This is a genomic window from Tessaracoccus terricola (genome assembly GCF_054776555.1).
The window spans coordinates 742870-766559 of the sequence record NZ_BAAHBS010000001.1; the positions used below are offsets into that span (position 1 = coordinate 742870).

Here is a 23690-nt window from a genome sequence, read left to right on the forward strand (position 1 = left end):
GGGGCGTCAGCCCGTGGTCGGAGCGCGTGGTGGGCCCGGGGTGGACCCGCCGGGGGCACTAGTTCAGGTTTCAATCATCGAGTAATGTGGTGGCATGCGAGCCTTCGGATTCCTCAGTTTCGGCCACTATGGCGGCAGCCCCGGGCGGGGCGGTCTCAGCGCCCGCCAGATGCTGCACGACGCGATGGACATCGCCGTCGGTGCGGACGAGCTGGGGGTCAACGGCGCCTACTTCCGCGTCCACCACTTCGCCACGCAGTCGGCTTCCCCGATGCCGCTGCTCTCGGCTGTGGCCGCCCGCACGGAACGGATCGAGGTGGGCACCGGCGTCGTCGACATGCGCTACGAGAACCCGCTGTACCTGGCGGAGGAGGCCGCGGCGCTGGACCTCATCGCCGACGGCAGGCTGGCGCTGGGGATCTCCCGTGGCAGCCCGGAGCCGGCCGAACGTGGCTGGGAGGCCTTCGGCTACACCGGTTCGACCGACCCGCGGGGCGCGGACATCGCCCGCGAGAAGTTCGACCTGTTCCTGCGGGCCATCCACGGCGAGCCGATGGCGCGCGCCGCGGAGCACCCCTACGGTGCGGCCGTCACCCCCGGCTCCGGCCTTCGCGTCGAGCCGCACTCGCCGGACCTCGTGCGCCGCATCTGGTGGGGCGCCGGCTCCAGGGACAGCGCGGAGCAGGTGGGCAGGCAGGGGCTGAACCTGATGAGCTCCACCCTGCTCACCGAAGCCACCGGCGCAGCGTTCGCAGACCTCCAGGCCGAGCAGATCGAGCGCTTCCGCACCGCCTTCCGCGACGCCGGGCACACCCACGCCCCGCGGGTGTCGGTCTCGCGCAGCGTGTTCCCGATCGTCACGCAGCAGGACCACATGCTGTTCGGACGCGCCGGCGGTGGCAGCGACCAGATCGGTGTCATCGACGGCCACCGCTCCACCTTCGGCAAGACCTACACCGGCTCCCCGGACCAGCTCGTCGAACTGCTGCAGGCCGACGCCGCGGTGCAGTCCGCCGACACCCTGATGCTCACCATCCCGTCGCAGGTCGGCGTCGAGCTGAACCTGCAGATCCTGGAGAACTTCGCCCGACACGTGGCCCCGGAGATCGGCTGGGTGCCGAACACCCAGGGGCCGGTGCAGGGGGACCCGGTGGCCTGAGCGTCGCGCCACTCGGGTCGGGGTCGGCCGGGGGCATGAGCCCTCATCCGGCCCGGGTCACTTCTTGCCCTTCTTGCCCTTGGACTTCTTCTTGTCCTTGCCCTTCTTGTCCTTCTTCTTGGACTTCTTGGGCTTGGAGTCGTCCGCGTCCGGGTCTGCGTCCGTGGACGTCGGCGCGTCGTCGCGGGCGGCCAGGAGTTCCTGCTTGTGGGCGATGTTCTGCTCCATCTCGGCCAGCAGTTCCTGCCGCTTGCTGTCGGCGCGCTCACGCGTGGTCTCGTCGTCGTGGCCGACGAGTTCGGCCGCCTCGAGCTTGACCTCGATGCTCTCCTCGATGGCCGAGCGGACCGTCTCCTCGGTGGCCTCCAGCGATTCGGCCAGCGACGCCGTCGTCATCGTGGCGGCCAGCTTGCGGCGCTGCACGTCGTCGCTCCACCGCACGCGCGGCCAGGTCATCTCCATCTCGATCAGGGTGCGCGTGATGATCTCGGTGGCGGCCAGGCGCGAGTACCACTTGCGGTCCGCGGGCAGCACGTACCAGGGCGCGTGCTCGGTGTCCGTGCGCTCGAACACGGCCTGGTAGGCCTCCTGGTACTGGTCCCACTTGGCGCGGGTGGTGAGGTCGTTGGGGGAGTACTTCCAGTGCTTGTCGGGGCGGTCGAGCCGCTCCATCAGCCGGAGGCCCTGCTCGTCGTGGGAGACCATCAGTGCGAACTTGAGCACGATGGTGCCGGAGTCCACCAGCTTCTTCTCCCACTCGTTGATCTCGTCGTAGCGGGGCTCCCACACCTTCTGCTCCACCAGTTCGTCCACCCGCACCACCAGCACGTCCTCGTAGTGGGAGCGGTCGAACAGTCCGATGCGGCCCGGCTTGGGCAGTTCCTTCTCGATGCGCCACAGGTAGTGGTGGCTGCGCTCCTCCTCGGTTGGCACGCCGAAGGAGCGCAGGTGCACGCCCTGCGGGTCGACGTAGCCCATCACGTGTCGCGCGATGCCGCCCTTGCCCGCCGTGTCCAGACCCTGGACGATGATCAGCACCGAGCGCTTGCCGCCCGAGCGCCCCTCGGCGTAGAGCCGCTCCTGCAGTTCGTACAGCAGGGCGCCGCGGGCGTCCATCAGTTCCTGCGCCTCGGCCTTGTCACCCTCCCAACCCGGCGTGCCGCCCCGGTCGAAGGTGGCCAGGTCGAAGTCCTTGCCCGGCCGCAGGAGTGTCCGCGGGTCGTCGCTCCACTGGTTGCTCTTGCCCATGGGGTGCCTTTCCGGAGGAATCGGGTGGTTCATTCTTCCATCGGGGAGGATGCCTGCGGGCGAAGTGTCACGAACCGGCCCCAGACACCCCTTCGTCGGGTAGAACAGCTCTGACGGCTGTCCCTAACGGATCTGCTGGACCGTCGGGCCGAGCGCCCCACCGTCAGCCCATTGCGTATCTGCCGTCAGGACGGGGAGTGCCAAGCGCGAGGCTAGAGCCAGACACAGGCGGTCGCCGAGGGACAGTCCGGACCCACGCTGCCACATCGCAGCGGCCAGTTCACTGTCTGCCCGGGTGACCGGCTCCACCTCGACTTGGTAGCTGTCCAGGAGAGTGCTCGCCACCGTCCAGTTGCCGGTGCGGGCGATGACCTTCTGTGCCACCTCCGACCAGTTCGCGGCCCCGATCACCGCGCCAGTCTCCAGATGGGTCTCCACTTCCTGGGCGCCCTCCTCACCCTGCAGGAACGCCAGCACCGCTGAGGCGTCGAGCACCACCGTCACGCTCGGTCCTCACTGCTCGCCGCAGTACGGCGCTCGGCGAGGAGCTGCGCCACCAGGCTCTCTCCTCGCAATTGTTCCCGCAGGAGATCTCTGGCTTGGGTGCGAGTCGTGAGGATGACGCCGTGCTCGGTCTCGAGGAAGAGCAAGGGGGTTCCCCGCTCCCAGTGCTGGCGCTCGCGCAGTACCTGTGGAACAACGAGGCGACCCCTGTCTCCCAGCGTGGTGCTGTATCCGATGTCCATGAGTCCAGAATACCATCAAGGAGTGTCGGGTGGGAATGGGTGCAGCCAAGTGGGACAGCTTTCGGCTTTTGTGCCGCGGGGTCTGGCTGGACGAGTCCGCGGCATCATTGGGGGCCACCGCAGACGCAAGAGGAGGACCCAGATGGCAGGACGCTCGAGGCTCGCATGGGCGGCACTCCCCGACGAGATCAGGCGGGGGATCGAGGAGCGCGCGGGCTCCGTCGTCGCCGCCACGAGCCACGAGGGCGGCTACTCGCCGGGCATGGCGGCCACGCTGACCACCGCCGACGGTGGCCGACTCTTCGTCAAGGCCGTTTCAACGTCGTTCCACGAGCGCAGTGCTGAGATGTACCGCGAGGAGGCAAAGGTCAACCTGGTGCTGCCGGCGACAGCACCGGCCCCGCGGATGCGGTGGAGCCTCGACGACGGCGAGTGGATCGTCCTCGCCTTCGACGCAGCCGACTCGTCGGTGCAGGTGCCATGGCAACCGGCTGACCTCAGCGCCGCGCTTGAGGCGTTCGACGAGATCGGCCGGATCCCTGTGCCCGACGGTTACGGCTCCGTGGTGGACTCGCTGGCGGGGATGCCCAGTTGGCGGCAGGTCGCCGACGAGGGGACCGACTTGTCCTCGCGGGACCCCTGGGTGGCAGGCAACCTGCCCCGCCTCGTCGCGCTGACCGATCACTGGGCGCAGGCCGCGGCCGGGGACCGGCTCAGCCACGGGGACGCCCGGGCGGACAACATGGTCCGCAGCGGCGGCCGACTGCTGTTCGTGGACTGGCCGTTCGCCGTCGGTGCTGCGGCGTGGGTGGACCTGCTGGGTTTCCTGCCCAGTGCCGAACTCGAGGGTGCCGGCTCCGCCGCCCGGCTCTGGTCCGAGCACCCGCTCGGCCAAGCGGCCGACCAGGAGGCGGCCACCAAGGTGCTGGCCGGGATCACCGGCTACTTCGTCTACAGCAGTGTGCAGCCCCCGCCGCCGGCAATCCCGCACCTGCGCTCCTACCAGCGTGCGCAGGGTGAGGTGGCGCTGGCGTGGCTACGCGATCGGCTCAGTTCCTGACCCCTGGTGCCGGCAGCCGGCGTCGGGGCGTCGCTGCCTGCCACCGGCAGCCACCGACCCCGCCGCTGGCTAATCTTCCGTCATGCGCGAACCCCTGCTGTCCATCGGCGTCGCTACGACGCTGCTGCTGACCGCCTGCTCCGCCGGCGCTGGACCCACTCCCGTGGAGGAGGCTCTCGCGAGTGAACTGATCGGCATGGAGGGGTACGTCGCCATGGCTTTCGTCGACGCACGCGGGATCCGGGAGACCGTCGGACGTGAGCCTGTCGACCTCACCCAGTCCCTCAACACCGAGTCCTGGGACGAGGCCGACCGTTGGGCGGTAGGCGTGGTGCTCGATGTGGTCCCCTCCGGGTCCGCAGATGATCGGATCATCCCCAGCACCAACGTCGACTGGGTCTACCACGGCCTCAACGCGAGCGTGATGAAGGCTCCCGATGAGATGCACGAGGCCACGCGCGAACACACCTCGTCCTCGGGGTGGAACCTGCAGTTCCACGATGAGCTGATCGTCCTCCAGACCGGTGGGGTCGCCTGGGAGCCTGCCGTCGACGAGTCCATGCTGGACACGCCCACGGCCCAGGCGCTGCTTCCCTGTCTGGAAGGTGCGCACGTGGTCTCGATGCTGGCTGCATCACCCCCGTTCGTGGAGAACGCATTCGCGACGGCAGCGCGGGTCGACGAGGACGCGCAGGGTCATGCCTGGTCCTGTGTCTGGGTCCCGGACGGCGCCCAGGACTACGCTGACAGTCTGGAGTCGGAACGGATCTCGAGCATCACCGTCGAGGACGACGTCGTCCGGGTGGAGCTGACCTTCGAGGCGAACGACGGGCCGATTCCCGCGGAGGCCGCCCATGCGCGCTCGGGTGCGCGGACGTTGAGGCCCGGATTCTGACCTCGGGGCCGCACCAACCCCCTGACGCCAGCGCAACACTGTTGCGAAAGCGGCCGTCTGCCGCGCCCAACGCAACACTGTTGCGCAAGGGCCGGTGTCCCGTTCGCAAGAGTGTTGCAAAAGGGTCGGTCTACCGACCCCAACGCAAGTCTCTTGCGAACGGGTCGGAGCCACCGACGCGGAACGCCCGCCCCACCGCGGTGGTGGGGCGGGCGTTCCGGGGTGGATTGCCCTGCGAAGGCGCGCTCAGGCGGCCTCCTCCGTCGCCGGGGCCGAGAACTGCGACTGGTACAGCCGGTAGTAGGCCCCCTCGGCCTCGAGCAGTTCGGCGTGCGTGCCCTGCTCGACGATGCTGCCCTCCTCCATGACGAGGATCAGGTCCGCGTCGCGGATGGTGGACAGGCGGTGGGCGATCACGAACGAGGTGCGACCGGTGCGCAGGGCGGACATCGCCTGCTGCAGCAGCAGTTCGGTGCGGGTGTCGACGGAGCTGGTGGCCTCATCGAGGATCAGCAGCGCCGGGTCGGCCAGGAAGGCGCGGGCGATGGTGATCAGCTGCTTCTCTCCGGCGGAGACGTTGCTGCCCTCCTCGTCGATGACAGTGTCGTACCCGTCGGGCAGGGAGTGCACGAACCGGTCCACGAACGTGGCCGTGGCCGCCTCGATGATCTCGGCCTCCGTCGCGTCGGGGCGGCCGTAGGCGATGTTGTCGCGGATGGTGCCGCCGAACAGCCAGGTGTCCTGCAGGACCATGCCGATCTTGCTGCGCACGTCGCCGCGGGGGACCCGGGAGATGTCGGCGCCGTCGAGGACGATGGCTCCGTCGTCGAGGTCGTAGAACCGCATCAACAGGTTTACCAGGGTGGTCTTGCCGGCACCCGTCGGGCCGACGATCGCCACCGTCTGGCCGGGCTGGGCCTCGAGGTTCAGGTCCTCGATCAGGGGCTTGTCGGGGGAGTAGGAGAAGTCGACGTGGCTGAACTGCACGTGGCCACGGGTGGGCGGCAGCGTGCGGCCCTCGGGCTCGGTGGACATCTCCTCGGCGTCCAGCAGCTCGAACACGCGCTCGGCGGAGGCGACGCCGGACTGCATCAGGTTGGCCATCGAGGCCACCTGCGTCAGCGGCTGCGTGAACTGCCGCGAGTACTGGATGAACGCCTGCACGTCGCCGATGTTCATCGTGCCCGACGCCACCCGCAGGCCACCGACCACGGCGATCACGACATAGTTCAGGTTCCCGACGAACATCATCACGGGCATCATGATCCCGGAGATGAACTGGGCCCCGAAGCCGGCCTCGAACAGCTCCTGGTTGCGCTTGGCGAACTCCGCCTCGACCTCCTTCTGGCGGCCGAAGACCTTCACCAGCGAGTGCCCCGTGTAGGCCTCCTCGATGTGGGCGTTCAGCTCGCCGGTGGACTTCCAGTTCTGGGCGAACAGCTTCTGGGAACGCTTGCCGATGATGCCGACCAACACCATCGCGATGGGGATGCTGACCACTGCGATCAGCGCCAGGGTGGGGGAGATCCAGAACATCATCGCCAGCACGCCGATCACCATCAGCAGTGAGTTCAGCATCTGGGAGAGCGTCTGCTGCAGCGTCTGGGAGACGTTGTCGATGTCGTTGGTGACGCGGCTGAGGATCTCGCCGCGCGGCTGCTTGTCGAAGTAGGACAGCGGCAGCCGCTCCAGCTTGCTCGCAACCTGCTGGCGCATCCGGTACACGGTGCGCTGCACTGCGGTGTTCAGGACCCAGCCCTGCACGAAGGAGAACAGTCCCGAGGCCACGTACAGGCCGAGCACCAGGAACAGCACCATCGCGATGGCGCCGAAGTCGATGCCCTGGCCGGGCACGAAGTCCAGCCGACGCAGGAGCTCGGCCAACTGTTCGTTGCCGGAGGCGATGGTGGCCTCGATGACCTGCTCGCGGGTCATGCCCTCGGGCATGTCCTTGCTGATCCAGCCGGCCAGCAGCAGGTCCGTGGCCCGGCCCAGGATCTTGGGGCCCACGACGCTCAGCGCCACGGAGATGACGCCGATCACGATGGCGCTGATCATGCCCACCCGCTCGGGCTTCAACTCGCCCAGCAGCCGCTTCAGCGACTGCTTGAAGTTGGCGGCCTTCTCGCCCGTGCCGGCCATGGGGCCGTGGCCGGGACCGCGGGACGGTGGGGGCGCGTCGGGGCGCTCGTTCGCCTTCACCGGCTGCGTGCCGGGGGCCTGGTTCTCGGCCACTTCGTTCTCGCTCATGCTGCCTCCGTCGCGCTCAGCTGGGACTCGACGATCTCCTGGTAGGTGGTGCACCCGGCTAGCAACTCGTCGTGTGTGCCGCGGCCGACGATCTCGCCGTGGTCCAGCACGAGGATCTCGTCTGCGTTCCGGATGGTGGTGACGCGCTGGGCCACCACCAGCACGGCCTTGTCGTTGATGGTCGGCTCGAGCGCCGCCCGGAGGCGGGCGTCGGTGGCGACGTCGAGGGCGGAGAAGGAGTCGTCGAAGATGTAGATCTCGGGGTCCTTCACCAGGGCCCGCGCGATGGCCAGGCGCTGCCGCTGGCCGCCGGAGACGTTGGTGCCGCCCTGTGCGATGGCGGACTCCAACTGGTCGTCGCGTTCGGCGACGAAGTCACGTGCCTGGGCGATCTCGAGCGCCCGCCAGATCTCGGCGTCGGTGGCGTCCGGCTTGCCGTAGCGCAGGTTGCTGGCGATGGTGCCGCTGAACAGGTACGGCTTCTGCGGCACCAGGCCCACTCGCTCCCACAGCTCCTCGGGGGCCACTTCGCGCACGTCCACGCCGTCGACGGTGACCGTGCCGCCGGTGGCGTCGAACAGGCGCGGCACCAGGTTGACCAGCGAGGTCTTGCCGGCACCCGTGGAGCCGATCACGGCGGTGGTGCGGCCGGGCCGCAGCTCGAAGCTGAGGTCCTTGAGGACCGGCTCCTCGGCGCCGGGGTAGGCGAAGCTGACGTGGTCGAACACGACGTGACCGCGCTCGTCGCCGGGGGTGACGGGGCTGGTGGGGACGACGACGGAGGTCTCGGTGTTCAGCACCTCCATGATGCGGTCCGCGCAGACGGCCGCGCGGGGCGCCATCACCATCAGCATCGTGGTCATCATCACCGAGATGAGGATCTGCATCAGGTAGGAGATGAAGGCGGTCAGCTGCCCGATCTGGAGGTCCCCGGAATCGATCCGCAGGCCGCCGAACCACATCACGCCCACCGTCGAGATGTTCATGACGAAGCCGACGAACGGGAACAGGAAGGCCATCCAGCGGCCCACCGTCAGCGTGGTGTCGGTGAGTTCGGAGTTGGCCTTGTCGAAGCGGACGCTCTCGTGCTGCTCGCGGACGAAGGCGCGCACCACCCGGATGCCGGTGATCTGCTCGCGCAGCACGCGGTTGAGGTTGTCGATGCGGGTCTGCATGACCTGGAACAGCGGGCCCATGTTGACCAGCAGCACCGTGATCCCGGCGGCGAGGATGATCACCGCCACGAGGATGATCCAGCTGAGGCCGGCGTCCTCGCGCAGCGCCATGAACACGCCGCCCACCATGGTGATGGGGGCGCCGACGAGCATGACGCAGACCATCAGCACCAGCATCTGGACCTGCTGCACGTCGTTGGTGGTGCGGGTGATCAGCGACGGGGCTCCAAACTGGTTGAGTTCCTTCGCGGAGAAGCTGAGGGCGCGCCCGAAGATGGCGCCGCGGACGTCGCGTCCGAACAGCATGGCGGAGCGGGCGCCGAAGTAGACGGCGCCCACCTGGGCCAGGCCCTGGACGAGGGACAGGATCAGCATGATGCCGCCGGTGCCCCAGATGAAGTCGACGTCGCCGGTGACGACGCCCTCGTCGATGATCCGCGCGTTGAGCGTGGGCAGGTAGAGCGACATCAGGGTGGCGATCACCTGCAGGACCACCACCATCAGGAGCAGGGCCCAGTACGGGCGGACGTATCGGGTGATCAACCTGGCAAGCTGACCGATCATTTGGTGGTCCTTCGTCGGGCGCCGTTGAGCGCGAATTCGGTGATCTCGGGCAGTTCCAGTCCCGCAGGGCGGCCCATGTGCCGGCCGAGGGAGAGGGTCAACAGGAAGTGTGCGTAGCTCTGCGGGGTGATGGTCATGTCGGCGGCGTGCGGTTCGAAGGTGCGCACGAGCCAGTCCAGGAGGTCGCGGAACCGGGCCTTGAACTGCTCCTTGGCCTCCTTGACGTGCGCCGTGGGCTTGATGTCCGGGCGCTGCGGCGGGTGCAGGGCGAAGTGAACCGACTCGATGTAGCCGGACAGGGCCTGCAGTGCGGCCGACGTCGCGTCCTCGAGGCTCTCACCCGGGTCGACGGCGGCCAGTCGGGCCGCGAGCCGCTCCTCGGAGAGGTACTCGACGTAGGTGGCCGCCATCAGGTCGGCCAGGCTGGGGAAGACCCGGAAGATGGTGCCCTCGGCCACCCCTGCGGCCTCGGCGACCATCCGGGTGGTGAGTTCCGGGCCGTGCTCCTCGAGCAGTGCGAGGGCGGCCTCCACTATGGCCGCCCGCCGTTGGTCCGGGGGCATCGGTCGTGCGCGCATCACCGGGCCAGTGTAATGAGTGAGCACTCACTCATCAAGCTCCCGTGGTGAACTCTGCCCGGCGCGGCTCGAAAGTCTTTCGAAGGCTCGGGTGTCGACATCCACTGAATACGCGTCTAGGATCACTGAAAAGGCTTGCGAAAGCTTTCGGTGGCGCGCGATGAGCTGCGCGGAACCGACGAGGCAACAGCTCGATGGAGAGGGAAGGCAGATGATCAAACGACTCGGCAGACTCACGACTGTGGCGCTCACCAGCGCGGCACTGCTCGTGTGTGGAACCGCCCCGGCGGGAGCGGAGGTGATCCCGGGCAACGAGTCCGACGTCGGTGTCTACACCGACGGACTCCATGACGTGATGGAGATCGGGGACCCGGTCTACACCAACCTGGACCAGGTCCAGGCCGCACTGGAGCCGGGCGTCGCCTGGACCGCGGACAGCATGCACGGCAGCATCTTCGACGCCGACGTCGCCGCCGGCGGCACGGACTACTACCTGGACCGCGTGCTCGGCGTCACCGGCACCCAGTCCAACAACGTCCTCCAGACCCGCGGCCGCACGCTGTACATGCGCGGCGCCAACAACGCCAGCTTCAACCGCCTCGGGTTCGCGGGCACCGCCTACGCCGGTGGCCCCAACAACCTTGGTGACTTCTTCACCATCGACATCGCGGACCAGCAGGTCAGCGAGGTGGGCTCCGAGCGCTTCAACGCGCCCAGCCACGCCCGCACCAGCTACACCGTCGGCGAGACGGGCGTGACCGCGCAGCAGCGCAAGTTCATCACCCACGACAACGTCGCCGTCGCCGCACTGGAGTTCACCAACCCCGGAGGCTCCGACGTCACCCTCACGCTGCGCGCCGAGTCGCCGATCGCCACCGCCCTCGGCGAGGCCGACGACGAACTGGTGGGCAGCCGCAACCTCACCAGCGGCTCCAACAACGGCCTGGTGGACACCGCCTGGAGCAAGATCACCGTCGGCCTGAAGGCTGCCGGCTTCACCGTCGCCGACGGCGCTCTGGTCCGTGAGGTCACCGTCCCGGCCGGCGGCTCCGTCGACCTGTCCGTGGTGGGCGTGCTGTACTCGGCCACCATGCCCGAGTCCGTCGAGGAGTTCGAGGCCTACGCCGCGCTCAGCCCCGACGAGGCGTTCCGCACCGGCGTCACCGAGTTCAACCAGCGCTGGGCCGAGGACATCCCCTACATCGACGTGCCGGACCCGGCGCTCGAGAAGGCCATCGTGTACCGCTGGTGGGGCGAGCGCTACAACGTGCTCGACGCCAACGAGTCGGGCTACGTCTACCAGTTCCCGACCACCATCGAGGGCGTGAACCTGTACCAGAACTCGGTGGTCCTGACGCAGCCGATGCACCTGCAGGACACCAAGTGGATCCGCAACCCCTACCTCGGCTACGGCCAGGTCCTCAACGTCGGTGAGCTCTCCGGCTCCTCGGCGTTCCTGGACAGCCCCGGCCACACGTCGTGGAACAACCACTACTCGCAGTACCTCGGAACCGCCGGCCTCGAGGCCTACCAGGTGCACGGCGGCGGGCCCGAGCTCGCCGAGAAGTTCGCCACCTACTTCGAGTACGACGGCGTGGGCCAACTCGAGCACTACGACGGCAACGACGACCTGCTGATCGCCTACGACACCAACTACATGCCGGGCAACGACTCGGACGCCATCAGCTTCGGCTACCCCAAGGACAACGCGTCCGCGCCGGGTGCCCGCACCATCGAGCGTCCCGAGTCCGCCTACGTCTGGGGTGACTTCGACGCCGCCCGCCAGCTCTACGAGATCGCCGGCGCCGACGAGTCCAAGGTGGCCGAGATGGGTGAGCAGGCCGACGCCATCCGCGACTCCATCCTTGACCGCCTGTGGAGCGAGGAGACCAGGATGTTCCTGACCGGAACCTCCCACGGCGCCACCTCCGGCGGCAGCCAGAACCCGCTGTCCGAGGCGGAGCGGGACCTGATCCCGGCCAAGGAGACCAACCTCTACGACATCTACGCCGAGGAGCTCATCCCCTACGAGGACTGGGAGACCTACGTCGACGGCTACCGCTTCCTGCGCTACGGCGACAACTTCCCGATCTTCCCGTTCTACACGGCCAACCAGTACGACCGCGCCAAGTTCGGCATCGGCGGCTCGAACAACTTCTCCAACATCAACTTCACCGTCCAGTACCGCGGCGTGCGCGCCGGCCTGCGCCACTACGACCCGCAGGAGAAGTACCTCGACGGCGACTACGCCGCCCGCCTGCTGGACTGGATGGCGTGGAGCATCTACCCGAACGGGAACGCGGCCATCGCCAACCAGGCGGAGTACTACTCCAACTGGAACGCGGCGGACAAGTCGTTCAACCGCAACAACCCCAACCACGTGATGCTCGGCAACATGAACTACATCATGGTCGAGGACATGGGTGGCCTGCAGACCCGCTCCGACGACCTGGTGGAGCTGTGGCCGATCGACTTCGGCTACGAGCACTTCATGGTCAACAACCTGCGCTACCACGGCAACGACGTCACCATCGTGTGGGACCCCGACGGCTCCCACTACGGCCTCGGCGCCGGGTACAGCCTGTTCATCAACGGTGACCTGAAGGCCTCCGCCGACGCGCTGGGCCGGTTCGTCTACGACCCGAACGCCAACACCGTCGTGGAAGCCGACGACGACATCACCGTCACCGTGCAGGCCGAGTCCGGCACCGCGTTCCCGACGGCCGTGGACACCGCCATCACCGACGCCCGCGTCGTCGACTACCTGAAGAAGGTCGGCATCGACCTGGAGCACACCACGGCGAACCTCGCCGAGGGTGCCACCGTCACCGCCGACTTCACCCAGGAAGGCCCGCGCGAGACCCCGTGGCGCAACTTCCACACCCCGGGCTGGTCCACCAGTTCGATGAACCACACCCCGGGTGCCATCGCCACCACGGAGCGCGAGGTCAGCACCGACGCCGTCGTGGACGGCATCACCGCCAACGAGCCCTTCTGGGGCAACCACGGCACCACGCAGGAGCAGGGCTGGATCGAACTGGCCTTCGGGTCCCAGGTGGAACTGGACAACCTGAAGATCTTCTTCGTCAGCGACCGCCAGGCCGGCGGCTACTCGCAGCCGCAGCGCTACTCCCTGCAGGTTCCCGACGGTGCAGGTGGCTGGACCACCCTCACCGACGTGCACAAGACCCCGAAGATCCCCGGTGACAAGCTGAACGAGACCCTCTTCGAGACCGTCAGCACGGACCGGATCCGCGTCGCCTTCACCAACGCGCCCGGCAAGTACACCGCGATCTCCGAGATCCAGGCGTTCAACTCCGGCCGCGAGGTTCCCGCCGTGGTCAACGAGGCACCGATCGTCAGCGTGCAGACCGACGCCGAGCGCGCCGGCAACCTGTCCGCCGTCGTGCGTGCCACCGCCGTCGACGACGGCCTGCCCGAGGACGGCGCCCTCAGCCACGGCTGGACGGTGACCTCCTCGCCCGAGGGTGCCAGCGTCATCCTCAGCTCCCCGGGTTCGCTCGAGACCACCGTCACCGGCACCGTCGCGGGCAGCTACACGCTCACCTTCTGGGCCGAGGACGGGGAACTGCGCACCGAGCGCGAGCTCGTCGTCGAACTGGCCGAGCAGGAGATGTCCGCCGAGTTCGGCGCCAGCGCCGACATCAGCACCAGCGGCGCCGCCGGCTGGGAGGACCCGACCAAGGTCAACGCCCCCGACACCCCGGCATCCTCGGCGCCCGGCGCCGGCCACGGCTGGGGCAACTGGGGCCAGGAGGCCAACGGCACCAGCGAGGCCCGCCAGGCCTGGCTGCAGTACACGTGGGACTCGTCGGTCCTGGTGGCCTCCACTGACATCTACTGGTATGACGACAACGGTGGCACCCGCATGCCGCAGGCCGACACCTGGGCGCTGGAATACACCACCGACGGCGAGACCTGGGAGCCGGTGACCCTCACCGACGGTTCCTCCTACGCCGACGCGCTGGTGCGCAACCAGTACAACCACCTCGCGTTCGAACCGGTCCAGGCCAGCGCACTGCGCCTCCGCGTCTGGGGCGTGCAGGGCGATGCCGGCGGCACCGGAGTGCTGCGCTGGCGCGTGAACGGCGACCTCGTGAACGAGGTGGACGAGCCGGTGATCATCCGCACCCAGACCGGTACGGTTCCCGAACTGCCGGCCGAGCTGGACGTCGTCTACACCAGCGGCCTGCGCGGCACCCTGCCGTTCGAGTGGCAGGAGATCACGCCGGAGATGGTGGCCGAGACCAACGTCGAACCGTTCTCCGTGTTCGGCACCAACTCCACCTACGGCCTGATCGCCGAGGCGAAGGTCTACGTGCGGCCCGAGCTGTCCGAGGGTGGCATCGCCATCCAGGGCGCGGAGTCGTTCGAGATCACCGTCGAGGTGGGCGAGCTGCCGCACCTGCCCACCAAGGTGGAAGTCTCCTACAACGACGGTTCCCGGGACAACCAGGCCGTCGGCGTCGAGTGGGACTTCGACGAGTCCGTGGTGCAGACCCCGGGCGAGTACACCATCAACGGTGACCTGGTCCTGCCCTTCTACGTCAGCGACGCCGGCACCGTCGCCACCACGCTCACCCTGACCGTGGTGCAGCCGACGGACCCGAGTGAGGAGCCTTCGGAGGAGCCCAGTGAGGAGCCTTCGGAGGAGCCGAGCGAGGAGCCGTCGGAGGAGCCGAGTGAGGAGCCTTCGGAGGAGCCGAGTGAGGAGCCTTCCGAGGAACCCAGCGAGGAGCCCTCGCAGGAGCCGTCGGAGACGCCTTCCCAGCAGCCCTCGCCGTCGCCCACGGTGACCACCAGCCCGACGGTGCCGAACCTGGAGGGTGACCTCTACTCGAAGCCTGGCTTCCACAACGTCAACGGCCGGTGGTGGCACACCACCTGCGAGCCCTACTCGCAGACCATCCGTTGCACCACCACCATCTGGGGCACCACCGTGGCGCAGGAGGACGGCCGGTTCGTGCAGAAGAACGGCTGGCAGTTCAACAACCTCACCTACCTGCCGCTGATGACGCGGGCGCAGTGGGCCTCCAACCCGCTGGGTCACACGGGTGAGTGGACCGCCGCCGACGGCCGCAAGTGGCGCACCGAGTGCGACACGGCTGCCACGGGCCGCAACGGCTGCCGTTCGTTCGTCCAGTCCCAGCTGGTGGCCGCCGCCAAGGCCGCCGACGGGACCTGGAGCTACTCGGTCAAGACCGACTGGGTGGTGAACAACATCGTCCGCTTCCGCTGATGACACGGGCGAGAAACAGTTGAGTGGAGCGCTCGGCACCGGAGACGGAGCCGAGCGCTCCACTCATCTGTGCGGGGCATGTGGCTGGAGCGGACGGCGCCGGAGACGGAGCCGTCCGCTCCAGGCGCGTCAGGGGGGTCTCGACACGCGCCGGCTCGTTCCTCGCGGGCGCTACTCGACCAACGGGTGTTGCGCTGGTCGAGTAGGGCGCCCTGCGCCCGTGTCGAGACCCTGCCCGGGGCAGTCAGGCCTGGGGGCGCAGCAGCGGGTAGAGGATGGTCTCGCGGATGCCGGCACCGGTGAACAGCATCACCAGCCGGTCGATGCCCAGGCCGAGGCCGCCCATCGGCGGGACGCCGTACTCGAGGGCCTCGAGGAAGTCCTCGTCCAGCTGCATCGCCTCGGGGTCGCCGGCGGCGGCGCGCATGGACTGGTCGGTCAGGACCTGGCGCTGGATGACGGGGTCGATCATCTCCGTGAAGCCCGTGCCGCGCTCCATGCCGCCGATGATCAGGTCCCAGGCCTCCACCTTGCCGGGCTCGGAGCGGTGCTGCCGGGCCAGGGGCTGGGCGATGGCGGGGTAGTCGTAGACGAACGTCGGCTGGATCAGGTCCGGCTCGACGAGTTCCCCGAACAGCTCCAGGACGAGCTTGCCCTCGTCCCACTTCGGGTCGTACTCCACCTCGTTGGCGTCCGCGATCCGCTGCAGGTCCGCGACGGAGGTCTCGACGGTGACGGTCTCGCCCACCTTCTCCGACAGTGCCGGGAACACCGGCAGCCACGGCCACTCGCCGTCGAGGTCGATGACGCCCTTGTCTGTGGTCACCTGGCGGGTGCCGACGGCGTCGGCGGCGCTGACGATGATGTGCTGCAGCAGGTCCGCGATGGTCTTCTGGTCCCCCCAGCTCATGTAGGCCTCGAGCATGGTGAACTCGGCCGAGTGCGACGAGTCGATGCCCTCGTTGCGGAACACCCGCCCCATCTCGTAGACGCGGTCCGCACCGCCCACCATGGTGCGCTTCAGGTGCAGCTCCAGCGCGATGCGCAGGCTCATCTTCTGGTCGAACGCGTTGAGGTGCGTCTCGAACGGGCGCGCCGCGGCGCCGCCGTGGATCAGCTGCAGCTGCGGCGTCTCCACCTCGATGTAGCCCTCCTCGTGGAGGGTCTCGCGGATGGAGCGGTTGATGAGCGCGCGGGTGCGCACCATCTCACGGGCCTCCTCGCGGGCGATCAGGTCCACGTAGCGACGACGCACGCGCGCCTCGTCGGACAGGTCCTTGTGCAGCGCCGGCAGGGGGCGCAGCGCCTTGTTGGCCATGCGCCAGTCGGTGGCCATGACCGACAGCTCGCCGCGTCGGGAGGCGATGACGCGCCCGGTGACCCAGACGTGGTCACCCAGGTCGACGTCGGACTTCCAGGCCGCCAGCTTCTCCTCGCCCACCTCGCCGAGGGACAGCATCACCTGCAGGCGCTCGCCGTTGTGGTCCAGCGTGAAGCCGTCCTGCAGCGTGGCGAAGCAGAGCTTGCCGGTGTTGCGCACGAACACGATGCGACCGCCGATGCTTACGACGTCGTCGGTCTCTACCCCGGCCTCGAGGTGCCCCCACTGCTCGCGGACCTCGCGCAGCGTGTGGCTGCGGGTCAGGTCCGGCGGGTAGGGCTGGTGCCCCTCGCTGATCAGCCGCTCGCGCTTCTCCTTGCGGATGGCGGTCTGTTCGGAATCGCTGCTGGTCGGGGTGGGAGTCTGCTCAGTCACGCCCCGAATCCTACCGGTTGGCGTCCGGGGCCCCGCGGCGGCTCGGTAGGCTTCACCACATGACCCAGCCGCAGCAGTCCTCGGGGATGCCGGGCCCATGGCCCGGTCCGGGGACCCCGTCGCGTCCCGGCGGTCCGCCGCGCCCCATCCAGCCCGCGCCGGCTCGGCGCCCCGGGCCGCCACAGGGCTCCACGCAGCCATCGGCACCGCCGCCGAGGCCCGAGACCCCCGGGCCCGGCCGCCCCGACGGTTCCGGCCCCTCTGCGCCGAGCGAGCCGCCGTCGCAGCCCATCCCCCCGACCGCTGGCCGCGACGTCGAGCCGCGTGATCCCGAGTTCCGCCAGTTCGCGATGCCCGTGTCCACAACGGGGGAGCTGCCGGGCATAGGGATCGAGCGCATGGTGGGAGTGGTATTCGGGGTGGTGACCCGGCCGCGTGACCTGGCCCACAACCCCGAGATGGCGTTCGTCAACACCTCTGTGCGGCAGGACGCCGTCGCGGCGATGGTGGAGCAGGCCCGGCAGGCCGGCGCCGACGGCGTGATCGGGCTCACCTTCGACGGCGGCCGGGTCTCCGAGGAAGTCACCGAGGTGACCGCCTACGGCACGGCGGTCATCCTCGCCCGCTGAGGACAACTGAGGGAACTCGCACCTGGGGATCAGATGGCGTCGAGCTGCTGCTGCATCGTGGCGATCAGCTCCACCCACGGGTCGATGAACTTCTGCACGCCCTCGGACTCCACGGTGGCCGTGACGTCGTCCAGGTCCACCCCGGCGGCGCGGACGGCGTCGAGGATGCGACGACCCTCCTCGTAGCGCCCCACGACGGTGTCGCCGCGGGCCTCGCCGTGGTCGGCGAACGCCTGCAGGGTGTCCTCCGGCATGGTGTTCACCACGCCCTGCGTGACGAGCTCCTCGACGTAGAGGACGTCGCTGTAGGCGTCGTTCTTGGTGCCCGTCGAGGCCCACAGCGGACGCTGCACGTTGGCTCCCGCGGCAGCGAGCGCCTGCCAGCGCTCGGAGGCGATCACCTTCGCGTAGGCCTCGTGGCTCAGCCAGGAGATGGCCAGGCCGGTCTTGCCGCGCAGGGCGAGGGCCTCGTCGGAGCCGATGGCCTCGAGGCGCTTGTCCACCTCGACGTCGTTGCGGGACACGAAGATGGAGGCGACGGAGTGGATCCGGCTGAGGTCGAGGCCGTCGCGCTGGGCTTGCTCGAGACCCGAGAGATAGGCGTCGAGGACCTGCTCGTAGCGCTGCACGGAGAAGATCAGGGTCACGTTCACGCTGATGCCGGCCGCGATGGTGGCGGTGATGGCCGCCAGCCCGGCCTCGGTGGCGGGGATCTTGATGTGCAGGTTCTCGCGGTCCACCAGCGCGTGCAACGTCTTGGCCTGGGCGACGGTGCCGTCCAGGTCGTGGGCCAGGCGCGGGTCCACCTCGAGGGAGACGCGGCCGTCGAAGCCGGAGGTGGCGTGGTGGATGGGACGGAACAGGTCGCAGGCGTTGCGGATGTCGTCGGTGGTCAGCGAGGTGATGACGTCCTCGGGGTCCGTCTCGCCGGCGGCCTTCAGCCCGCGCAGCTGCGCGGTGTAGGCGTCGCCCTCGGACAGCGCCTTGGCGAAGATGCTGGGGTTGCTGGTCACGCCCACGACGCTGTGCGTGCGGGTCAGTTCGGCGAGGTTCCCGGATTCGAGGCGCTCGCGGGAGAGGTCGTCGAGCCAGATGGAAACCCCGGCCCGGCTCAGTTCCTTCAGTCGGTCTGTCATGTGCCACTCCTTCGTCGGTCTCGTCCTCCAGACTAGGCGGCACAGGCTCGGGGTGGTGGGGTTGGCGCCAGTGGCCCGGGATAAGCTGACGGCAGGAGGGGAACTGTGGAATCGTTGCCGGTGCTGTCCGACGACCTGTGCGTGGCACGGGTCCCGCTGTTTCGTGGGCTGAGCCGCGCGGAGCAGGAGCAGGTCGCAGAGTTGGCGCGTCCGATCCGCACCCGGCGCGGCGAGGCCGTCTACACCGCCGGTTCCGACGTGTCGCAGCTGTTGGTGGTGCACACCGGCAGGCTCAAGATCAGCCGCATCAGCGCGGACGGCCACGAGCAGATCGTCCGGATCCTGGAGCCGGGGGACTTCGTCGGTGAGTCCGCCCTCCTCACGGGGGAGCGCCCCGACCACCACGCCGTCGCACTCGAGGCGGGCAGCATGTGCGTGTTCCGCCACTCCGACGTCGGCGGCCTCATCGGGCAGCACCCCAGCATCGGTATGCACATGCTCCAGGAGATCAGCGCCCGCCTGGGCGAGGTCGAGACCAGACTGGCGTCGGTGATCGCGGGCGACGTGTCCTCGCGGCTGGCCGACTACCTTCTGGGCCTTCCCGCGCGCCGCGGGCCCGGCGGCCTCGGCGTGGAACTGCCGCTGCCCAAGAAGGACATCGCCTCCCTGCTCGACACCACGCCCGAGTCACTCAGCCGCCAGCTGCGCAGCCTCACCGACTCCGGCGTCATCCAGCAACTCCCACGCGGCCGCATCGTCATCACCGACCTGGACGCTCTGATGGCCCTCTCGGCGGAATCCTGACACATCGCAGGACTTGACCTGCGTCAAGGAAGCAAGAGTCGATCCTTCGTACATTCGAGTCATCGAAGTACCACTGGCGCCCCCAGGGCGCCGAGAAAGGATCATCATGAGCACCTCAGCCACCACCACCCACACCGTCCTGCGCGCCACGGACTTCTCCTGTCCCTCGTGCGTCACCAAGATCGAGAAGCAGGTCGGCCGGCTGAAGGGCGTCGAGAACGTGGACGTGAAGTTCGCCTCCTCGCGCATCGAGGTCGACCACGACGCGTCGGTCACCTCCGTCGACAACATCATCGCGGCAGTGGCCAAGGCCGGCTACACCGCCACCCCTGCCGCCTTCTGAGCCGCGGCGCCCGCCCACCCGGGCGGGCGCCCACCCCTTCAACAATGATCCCCGAGAGGAATGAACTGAAATGAACCGACTGCATCGTCGGCTGCACGGCAGGTGGACGGTCCCCGTCATCTCCGGCCTGCTGATCGTCGCGTCTTGGGTGGTCGGTGGCATCGGAGGCGCCTGGAACCCCGCCCTGACCCCGCAGTGGTGGGTCGACGCCGGCGCCCACGCCACCGGAAACGCCATCTTCGCCCTTTCCGACGCCTTCATGCTCGCCGCGGCCATCGTCGCCGGCTACGGCATCGTCGTGAAGGCGGTCAACTCGCTGCTGGTCAAGCACATCAGCATCGACCTGCTGGTCTCCGTCGCCGCGATCGGCGCGATCATCATCGGCAACTTCTGGGAAGCTGCAGCCGTCACCTTCCTGTTCTCCGTCGGCCACGCCCTCGAGGCAGCCACCCTGAACAAGACCCGTTCCGCACTGGCCGAACTGGTGGCCGTCGCCCCCGACGTCGCCGTCGTAATGCGCGACGGGCAGCAGCAGGAGATCCCGGCCAACCAGGTGCGCATGGGCGAGATCGTGCTCGTCAAGAACGGCGCCAAGGTCCCGGTCGATGGACAGGTCGTCGCCGGAACCGGCGCGATCGACGAGGCGTCCATCACCGGCGAGTCCATCCCGGTCGAGAAGTCTATGTCCGACGCCGTGTTCGCCGGCACCGTCTCCCGCGGCGGGTTCCTGCAGGTGCTGGCCACCGGTGTGGGCGCCGACACCACGCTCGCCCGGATCATCCACCGGGTCGAGGAGGCGCAGGACGCCAAGGCGAAAACCCAGGCCTTCATCGACCGCTTCTCCAAGTGGTACACGCCCGGCGTCATGCTGCTCGCACTGGTTGCCGGCCTCGTCACCGGCGACGTCGTGCTTGCGCTGACGCTGCTCGTGATCGGCTGCCCCGGCGCCCTGGTCATCTCCATCCCGGTGGCGATCGTCGCCGGCATCGGCCGCTCGGCCCGCAACGGCATCCTGATCAAGGGCGGCGAGTACCTGGAGACCTCCGCCAAGATCTCGGCCGTCGCACTCGACAAGACCGGCACCCTCACCGAGGGCACCCCGCGCCTGACCGACGTGATCGTGCTCGACCCTGCGTCGAACCGCAGCGAGGTGCTGCGCTGGGCCGCCGCCGCCGAGGCCGGCTCCGAGCACCCACTGGCCCGCCCGATCCTGGAGGCCGCCGGTGACGAGGGCGTCGCCCCCACCGACCTGCCCACCGACGTGACCCCCGTGCCCGGTATGGGCATCGTGTCCCATGTCGACGGCGCGCGCGTCCTGATCGGCAATGCGGCGCTGCTGGAGCGCTACGGGATCGCCGACGACGCGGGCTCGACCGAGCGCGCCAGGGAACTGGCCGCGCTGGGCCGCACGCCCATGGTCGTCGCCGTCGAGGACCGCGTCATCGGGATCATCGGCGTGGCGGACCAGGTCCGCGAGGACGCCGCCGAGATGGTCCGCCGCCTGCACGACGCAGGGGTTGGCAAGGTCGTCATGCTCACCGGTGACACGCGGTTGGTGGCCGAGGCCATCGGCTCGGCCACGGGCATCGACGAGATCCACGCCGGGCTCCTTCCGGAGGACAAGCTCGAGGCCGTCGCCGCGCTGCAGGCACAGGGCCACACCGTCGCGATGGTCGGTGACGGCGTGAACGATGCCCCGGCGCTCGCCACCGCCGACATCGGCGTGGCGATGGGGGCCGCTGGCTCGGCCGTCGCCGTCGAGACCGCGGACATCGCCCTGATGGGCGACAACCTGCTGAAGCTGCCGGAGGCCATCGGCCTGGCCAAGCGCACCGTCGGCGTGATGAAGCAGAACATCGCCGTTGCCCTGGTGACGGTGGTGGCCCTGTTGGCGGGCGTCTTCGCCGGTGGCGTCACGATGTCCCTCGGCATGCTGGTCCACGAGGCATCCGTGCTGTTGGTCATCGCCAACGCCATGCGGCTGCTGCGCAACCCCGGCGGAACTGCCGGCAGGCCCCGCAGGGTCCGGGCCGTCCCCGAGCCCCACACCCAGGCACAGGCGAGCCACGCCTGAGCCACCGGGCCGGCGGCGGCGCCACGCCGTCGCCGGCCCCACCACCACACACTTGATGCAGGAGGAGAAGCATGACCAGAGTTTTCGCGTTCACGGACTTCGGCGGCCCGGAGAAGCAGGCGCTCATCGAGAGCGAGATCGCAGCCCCGGGATCCGGCGAGATCGCCATCGACGTCCGCGCCGCTGGCGTCAACCCCGTCGACTGGAAGATCCGGGAGGGGCTGCTGGGCAAGCACGGGCCCCTGCCGATGCCGATGGGGCGCGAGGCCTCCGGCGTCGTGACGGCAGTCGGTGACGGCGTGGAGGGCTTCGCGGTGGGCGACGAGGTCCTGGGTCTGGTCGCCGCCGGCCACGGCGCCTTCGCCGAACGCACCGTCCTGGCCGCGGACCAGACGGTGGCCAAGCCCGCCGAGATCTCGTTCGAGGACGCGGCCACTCTCCCCGTCGCCGGCGCCACCGCCTACGACCTGACCCACCAGGTCGAGCTCAAGGAGGGGCAGTCGATGGTCGTGATCGGTGCGGGTGGCGGCATCGGCCGCATGGCCGCGCAGATCGGCAAGGTGCACAAGTTCGACGTCGTGGGCGTGGCCAGCGCTGGGAAGCGGGAACTGGTGGAGTCCCTCGGCGTGAAGTTCGTCGAGTCCGGCGACGGCGTGGGCGAGCGCCTCCGCGAGCTCCTGCCCGAGGGTGCCGACCTCGTCGTCGACCTGGTCGGCGGCGATGCCCTGCGCGCCGTCGCCCCGATCGCGAAGGAGCCGTCCCTCGTGATCACCGCGGCCGACGTCGACACGGCGCGCGAGGTGGGGGCGCGGGTCGTGGAGCGCACCACCGAGGGCCTGGCGAAGATCACGGGCGTGGTCAGCTACGGCATCGTCGATCCCACCGTCACCGCCGGCTACCCGCTGGCGGAGGCTGCCGCCGGGATCGCGGAGGTGGAGGGCGGGCACGCCGCCGGCAAGGTGGTCGTCGTGCCCTGACGTTCCCCGACCGACCGGGGCTCCGACAGCGGAGCTCCCGGTTGCCGTGTCCGGGCTCAGTTGTCCCGGCCCTGCGGCCGGTGGCCCCGGGACCGGTTCAGTGGAGGCGGACGCCTTCTTCGGTGACCTCCCAGGTGACGTCGGCCAGGTGGGCGACGTGGGCGTCGGCCTCGAGGTCGGCCGCGGTCTTGGTGCTCAGGATCCCGAGCACGGCGGCGCCTGCTGCCCGGGCACCCGCGACACCGGCCGGGGCGTCCTCCACCACCAGCGTGCGCGCCGGGTCCACGCCCAGGCGTTCCGCGGCGAGCAGGAAGGACTCCGGGTGGGGCTTGCCGTCGGTGACCTGGTCCCGCGTCACGAGGACGCTGGGGAACGGCAGCCCGGCGGCGGTGCCGCGGGCCTTGAGCAGGGGGGCCGTGCACGACGTCGCGATAGCGGCGCGGGAGCCCAGCAACTGCAGCGACTCGACGGCGCCGGGGAGGGCGATCACGCCGTCGGTGTCTGTCACCTCGAGTTCCTCGATCCGCGCGATGCCGGCTTCGACCCGGGCAGCGTCGAGCAGCATCTCCGCGGTCACGCGGCTGGGCATGCCCAGAAGGCCGGGCAGGACGGAGAGGTCGACGTCGAACTCCTCGCCCCAGCGGGAGTAGGCACGGATCATCGCGGCGTGCGAGTCGATGAGGGTCCCGTCGAGGTCGAAGATGACGGCGTCGAAGATCCTGCCCTCCAGTGGGCTCCCCGCGATACTCACTTCCAGAGTGTCATGAACGAGAAGCTGGCGATGATCAGGCCGAGGCCGATGACGACGTTCCAGTCGCCCAGGAAGCGCATGAAACCGATGGCGCTGCCGGCGAGGTTGTAGACGACCATCCACAGCACACCCAGCAGGCCCACCGGGATGAACAGCCACGGCACCCAGTTGCGCGTGCTGGCGAGCGCGTCCTTCTCCTGGCGGCGCTCGGCCACTTCACCGGCCTGCTTGGCCTGCTTCTTCTTCTTCGCGCTGTCGCGAACCTTGGACTCGGGCACGATCACA

At 69.1% G+C, this 23690-nt stretch carries 19 protein-coding genes; 9 read left to right on the forward strand and 10 right to left on the reverse strand.

All coding sequences use genetic code 11. The annotated features are described in order from the left end of the window. The first annotated feature begins 94 nt into the window (after nt 1-94). On the forward strand, nt 95-1159 hold the full coding sequence (locus ACYU7G_RS03270; protein WP_461104720.1) for an LLM class flavin-dependent oxidoreductase: 1065 nt from the start codon (nt 95-97) through the stop codon (nt 1157-1159). A 57-nt stretch (nt 1160-1216) separates the two neighbouring features. Here ACYU7G_RS03270 and ACYU7G_RS03275 read toward each other — a convergent pair whose 3' ends face one another. The 3 genes from ACYU7G_RS03275 to ACYU7G_RS03285 form a co-directional block, all read right to left on the reverse strand. Further along, a complete protein-coding gene (locus ACYU7G_RS03275; RefSeq protein WP_461104722.1) occupies nt 1217-2407 on the reverse strand; it encodes a PPK2 family polyphosphate kinase in 1191 nt (396 codons plus the stop codon). 123 nt (nt 2408-2530) lie between these two features. Further along, entirely contained in the window at nt 2531-2911 is a 381-nt protein-coding gene (locus ACYU7G_RS03280; RefSeq protein WP_461104724.1) for a type II toxin-antitoxin system VapC family toxin, read from the reverse strand. Then, complete coding sequence (locus ACYU7G_RS03285) at nt 2908-3153, reverse strand: AbrB/MazE/SpoVT family DNA-binding domain-containing protein (protein WP_461104726.1); 246 nt, start codon at nt 3151-3153, stop codon at nt 2908-2910. The genes ACYU7G_RS03280 and ACYU7G_RS03285 overlap by 4 nt, the downstream gene beginning before the upstream one ends. Before the next feature lie 142 nt (nt 3154-3295). Between ACYU7G_RS03285 and ACYU7G_RS03290 the strand changes: the two genes are divergently transcribed. Continuing rightward, entirely contained in the window at nt 3296-4213 is a 918-nt protein-coding gene (locus tag ACYU7G_RS03290) for a hypothetical protein (protein WP_461104728.1), read from the forward strand. Nucleotides 4214-4295: 82 nt separating this feature from the next. Then, the gene (locus tag ACYU7G_RS03295) at nt 4296-5108 is read left to right on the forward strand and encodes a hypothetical protein (protein ID WP_461104730.1); all 813 of its coding nucleotides are present in this window, start codon (nt 4296-4298) and stop codon (nt 5106-5108) included. Between the two features lie 246 nt (nt 5109-5354). Here the strand turns inward: ACYU7G_RS03295 and ACYU7G_RS03300 are convergent, their stop codons facing one another. The 3 genes from ACYU7G_RS03300 to ACYU7G_RS03310 are packed head-to-tail and all read right to left on the reverse strand — an operon-like array spanning nt 5355 to nt 9675. Beyond that, nucleotides 5355-7358 (reverse strand): ABC transporter ATP-binding protein, encoded by a 2004-nt coding sequence (locus tag ACYU7G_RS03300; RefSeq protein ID WP_461104732.1) that lies wholly within the window; start codon nt 7356-7358, stop codon nt 5355-5357. Further along, complete coding sequence (locus ACYU7G_RS03305) at nt 7355-9097, reverse strand: ABC transporter ATP-binding protein (protein WP_461104734.1); 1743 nt, start codon at nt 9095-9097, stop codon at nt 7355-7357. Before ACYU7G_RS03305 ends, ACYU7G_RS03300 begins: the two co-directional genes overlap by 4 nt. Beyond that, complete coding sequence (locus ACYU7G_RS03310) at nt 9094-9675, reverse strand: TetR/AcrR family transcriptional regulator (protein ID WP_461105140.1); 582 nt, start codon at nt 9673-9675, stop codon at nt 9094-9096. The genes ACYU7G_RS03305 and ACYU7G_RS03310 overlap by 4 nt, the downstream gene beginning before the upstream one ends. A 241-nt stretch (nt 9676-9916) precedes the next feature. Here ACYU7G_RS03310 and ACYU7G_RS03315 point away from each other — a divergent pair, with 241 nt between their 5' ends. Next, on the forward strand, nt 9917-14935 hold the full coding sequence (locus tag ACYU7G_RS03315; RefSeq protein ID WP_461104736.1) for an Ig-like domain-containing protein: 5019 nt from the start codon (nt 9917-9919) through the stop codon (nt 14933-14935). A 244-nt stretch (nt 14936-15179) separates the two neighbouring features. Here the strand turns inward: ACYU7G_RS03315 and lysS are convergent, their stop codons facing one another. Continuing rightward, nucleotides 15180-16691 (reverse strand): lysine--tRNA ligase, encoded by a 1512-nt coding sequence (lysS, locus tag ACYU7G_RS03320; protein ID WP_461104738.1) that lies wholly within the window; start codon nt 16689-16691, stop codon nt 15180-15182. 59 nt (nt 16692-16750) lie between these two features. Here lysS and ACYU7G_RS03325 point away from each other — a divergent pair, with 59 nt between their 5' ends. After that, on the forward strand, nt 16751-17320 hold the full coding sequence (locus tag ACYU7G_RS03325) for a YbjQ family protein (RefSeq protein WP_461104740.1): 570 nt from the start codon (nt 16751-16753) through the stop codon (nt 17318-17320). 29 nt (nt 17321-17349) lie between these two features. On the opposite strand, the gene tal is transcribed toward ACYU7G_RS03325, so the two are convergent. Beyond that, nucleotides 17350-18456 carry a transaldolase gene (tal, locus tag ACYU7G_RS03330; RefSeq protein WP_461104742.1) on the reverse strand — a complete coding sequence of 369 codons (1107 nt, stop codon included), beginning with the start codon at nt 18454-18456 and terminating at the stop codon, nt 17350-17352. Nucleotides 18457-18561: 105 nt separating this feature from the next. Between tal and ACYU7G_RS03335 the strand changes: the two genes are divergently transcribed. From ACYU7G_RS03335 to ACYU7G_RS03350, 4 genes are all read left to right on the forward strand, one after another. Further along, complete coding sequence (locus ACYU7G_RS03335) at nt 18562-19260, forward strand: Crp/Fnr family transcriptional regulator (RefSeq protein ID WP_461104744.1); 699 nt, start codon at nt 18562-18564, stop codon at nt 19258-19260. Between the two features lie 106 nt (nt 19261-19366). Then, the gene (locus ACYU7G_RS03340; protein WP_461104746.1) at nt 19367-19603 is read left to right on the forward strand and encodes a heavy-metal-associated domain-containing protein; all 237 of its coding nucleotides are present in this window, start codon (nt 19367-19369) and stop codon (nt 19601-19603) included. A gap of 70 nt (nt 19604-19673) precedes the next feature. Further along, nucleotides 19674-21677, forward strand: coding sequence for a heavy metal translocating P-type ATPase (locus tag ACYU7G_RS03345; protein WP_461104748.1), 2004 nt, complete (start codon nt 19674-19676; stop codon nt 21675-21677). A gap of 71 nt (nt 21678-21748) precedes the next feature. Further along, entirely contained in the window at nt 21749-22654 is a 906-nt protein-coding gene (locus ACYU7G_RS03350) for an NADP-dependent oxidoreductase (RefSeq protein WP_461104750.1), read from the forward strand. 97 nt (nt 22655-22751) lie between these two features. Here the strand turns inward: ACYU7G_RS03350 and ACYU7G_RS03355 are convergent, their stop codons facing one another. Then, nucleotides 22752-23405 carry an HAD-IA family hydrolase gene (locus ACYU7G_RS03355; RefSeq protein WP_461104752.1) on the reverse strand — a complete coding sequence of 218 codons (654 nt, stop codon included), beginning with the start codon at nt 23403-23405 and terminating at the stop codon, nt 22752-22754. Further along, on the reverse strand, nt 23402-23683 hold the full coding sequence (locus ACYU7G_RS03360) for a cell division protein CrgA (RefSeq protein ID WP_461104754.1): 282 nt from the start codon (nt 23681-23683) through the stop codon (nt 23402-23404). The genes ACYU7G_RS03355 and ACYU7G_RS03360 overlap by 4 nt, the downstream gene beginning before the upstream one ends. Nucleotides 23684-23690: the final 7 nt, after the last annotated feature.

What these genes read in the sequence shown, in the direction of transcription:
- ACYU7G_RS03275 (WP_461104722.1), bottom strand. Translation starts at nt 2,407, where the DNA reads ATGGGCAAGAGCAACCAGTGGAGCGACGACCCGCGGACACTCCTGCGG.
- ACYU7G_RS03295 (WP_461104730.1), top strand. Translation starts at nt 4,296, where the DNA reads ATGCGCGAACCCCTGCTGTCCATCGGCGTCGCTACGACGCTGCTGCTG.
- ACYU7G_RS03270 (WP_461104720.1), top strand. Translation starts at nt 95, where the DNA reads ATGCGAGCCTTCGGATTCCTCAGTTTCGGCCACTATGGCGGCAGCCCC.
- ACYU7G_RS03290 (WP_461104728.1), top strand. Translation starts at nt 3,296, where the DNA reads ATGGCAGGACGCTCGAGGCTCGCATGGGCGGCACTCCCCGACGAGATC.
- ACYU7G_RS03340 (WP_461104746.1), top strand. Translation starts at nt 19,367, where the DNA reads ATGAGCACCTCAGCCACCACCACCCACACCGTCCTGCGCGCCACGGAC.
- ACYU7G_RS03345 (WP_461104748.1), top strand. Translation starts at nt 19,674, where the DNA reads ATGAACCGACTGCATCGTCGGCTGCACGGCAGGTGGACGGTCCCCGTC.
- ACYU7G_RS03300 (WP_461104732.1), bottom strand. Translation starts at nt 7,358, where the DNA reads ATGAGCGAGAACGAAGTGGCCGAGAACCAGGCCCCCGGCACGCAGCCG.
- ACYU7G_RS03310 (WP_461105140.1), bottom strand. Translation starts at nt 9,675, where the DNA reads ATGCGCGCACGACCGATGCCCCCGGACCAACGGCGGGCGGCCATAGTG.
- ACYU7G_RS03325 (WP_461104740.1), top strand. Translation starts at nt 16,751, where the DNA reads ATGACCCAGCCGCAGCAGTCCTCGGGGATGCCGGGCCCATGGCCCGGT.
- tal (WP_461104742.1), bottom strand. Translation starts at nt 18,456, where the DNA reads ATGACAGACCGACTGAAGGAACTGAGCCGGGCCGGGGTTTCCATCTGG.
- ACYU7G_RS03285 (WP_461104726.1), bottom strand. Translation starts at nt 3,153, where the DNA reads ATGGACATCGGATACAGCACCACGCTGGGAGACAGGGGTCGCCTCGTT.
- ACYU7G_RS03305 (WP_461104734.1), bottom strand. Translation starts at nt 9,097, where the DNA reads ATGATCGGTCAGCTTGCCAGGTTGATCACCCGATACGTCCGCCCGTAC.
- ACYU7G_RS03350 (WP_461104750.1), top strand. Translation starts at nt 21,749, where the DNA reads ATGACCAGAGTTTTCGCGTTCACGGACTTCGGCGGCCCGGAGAAGCAG.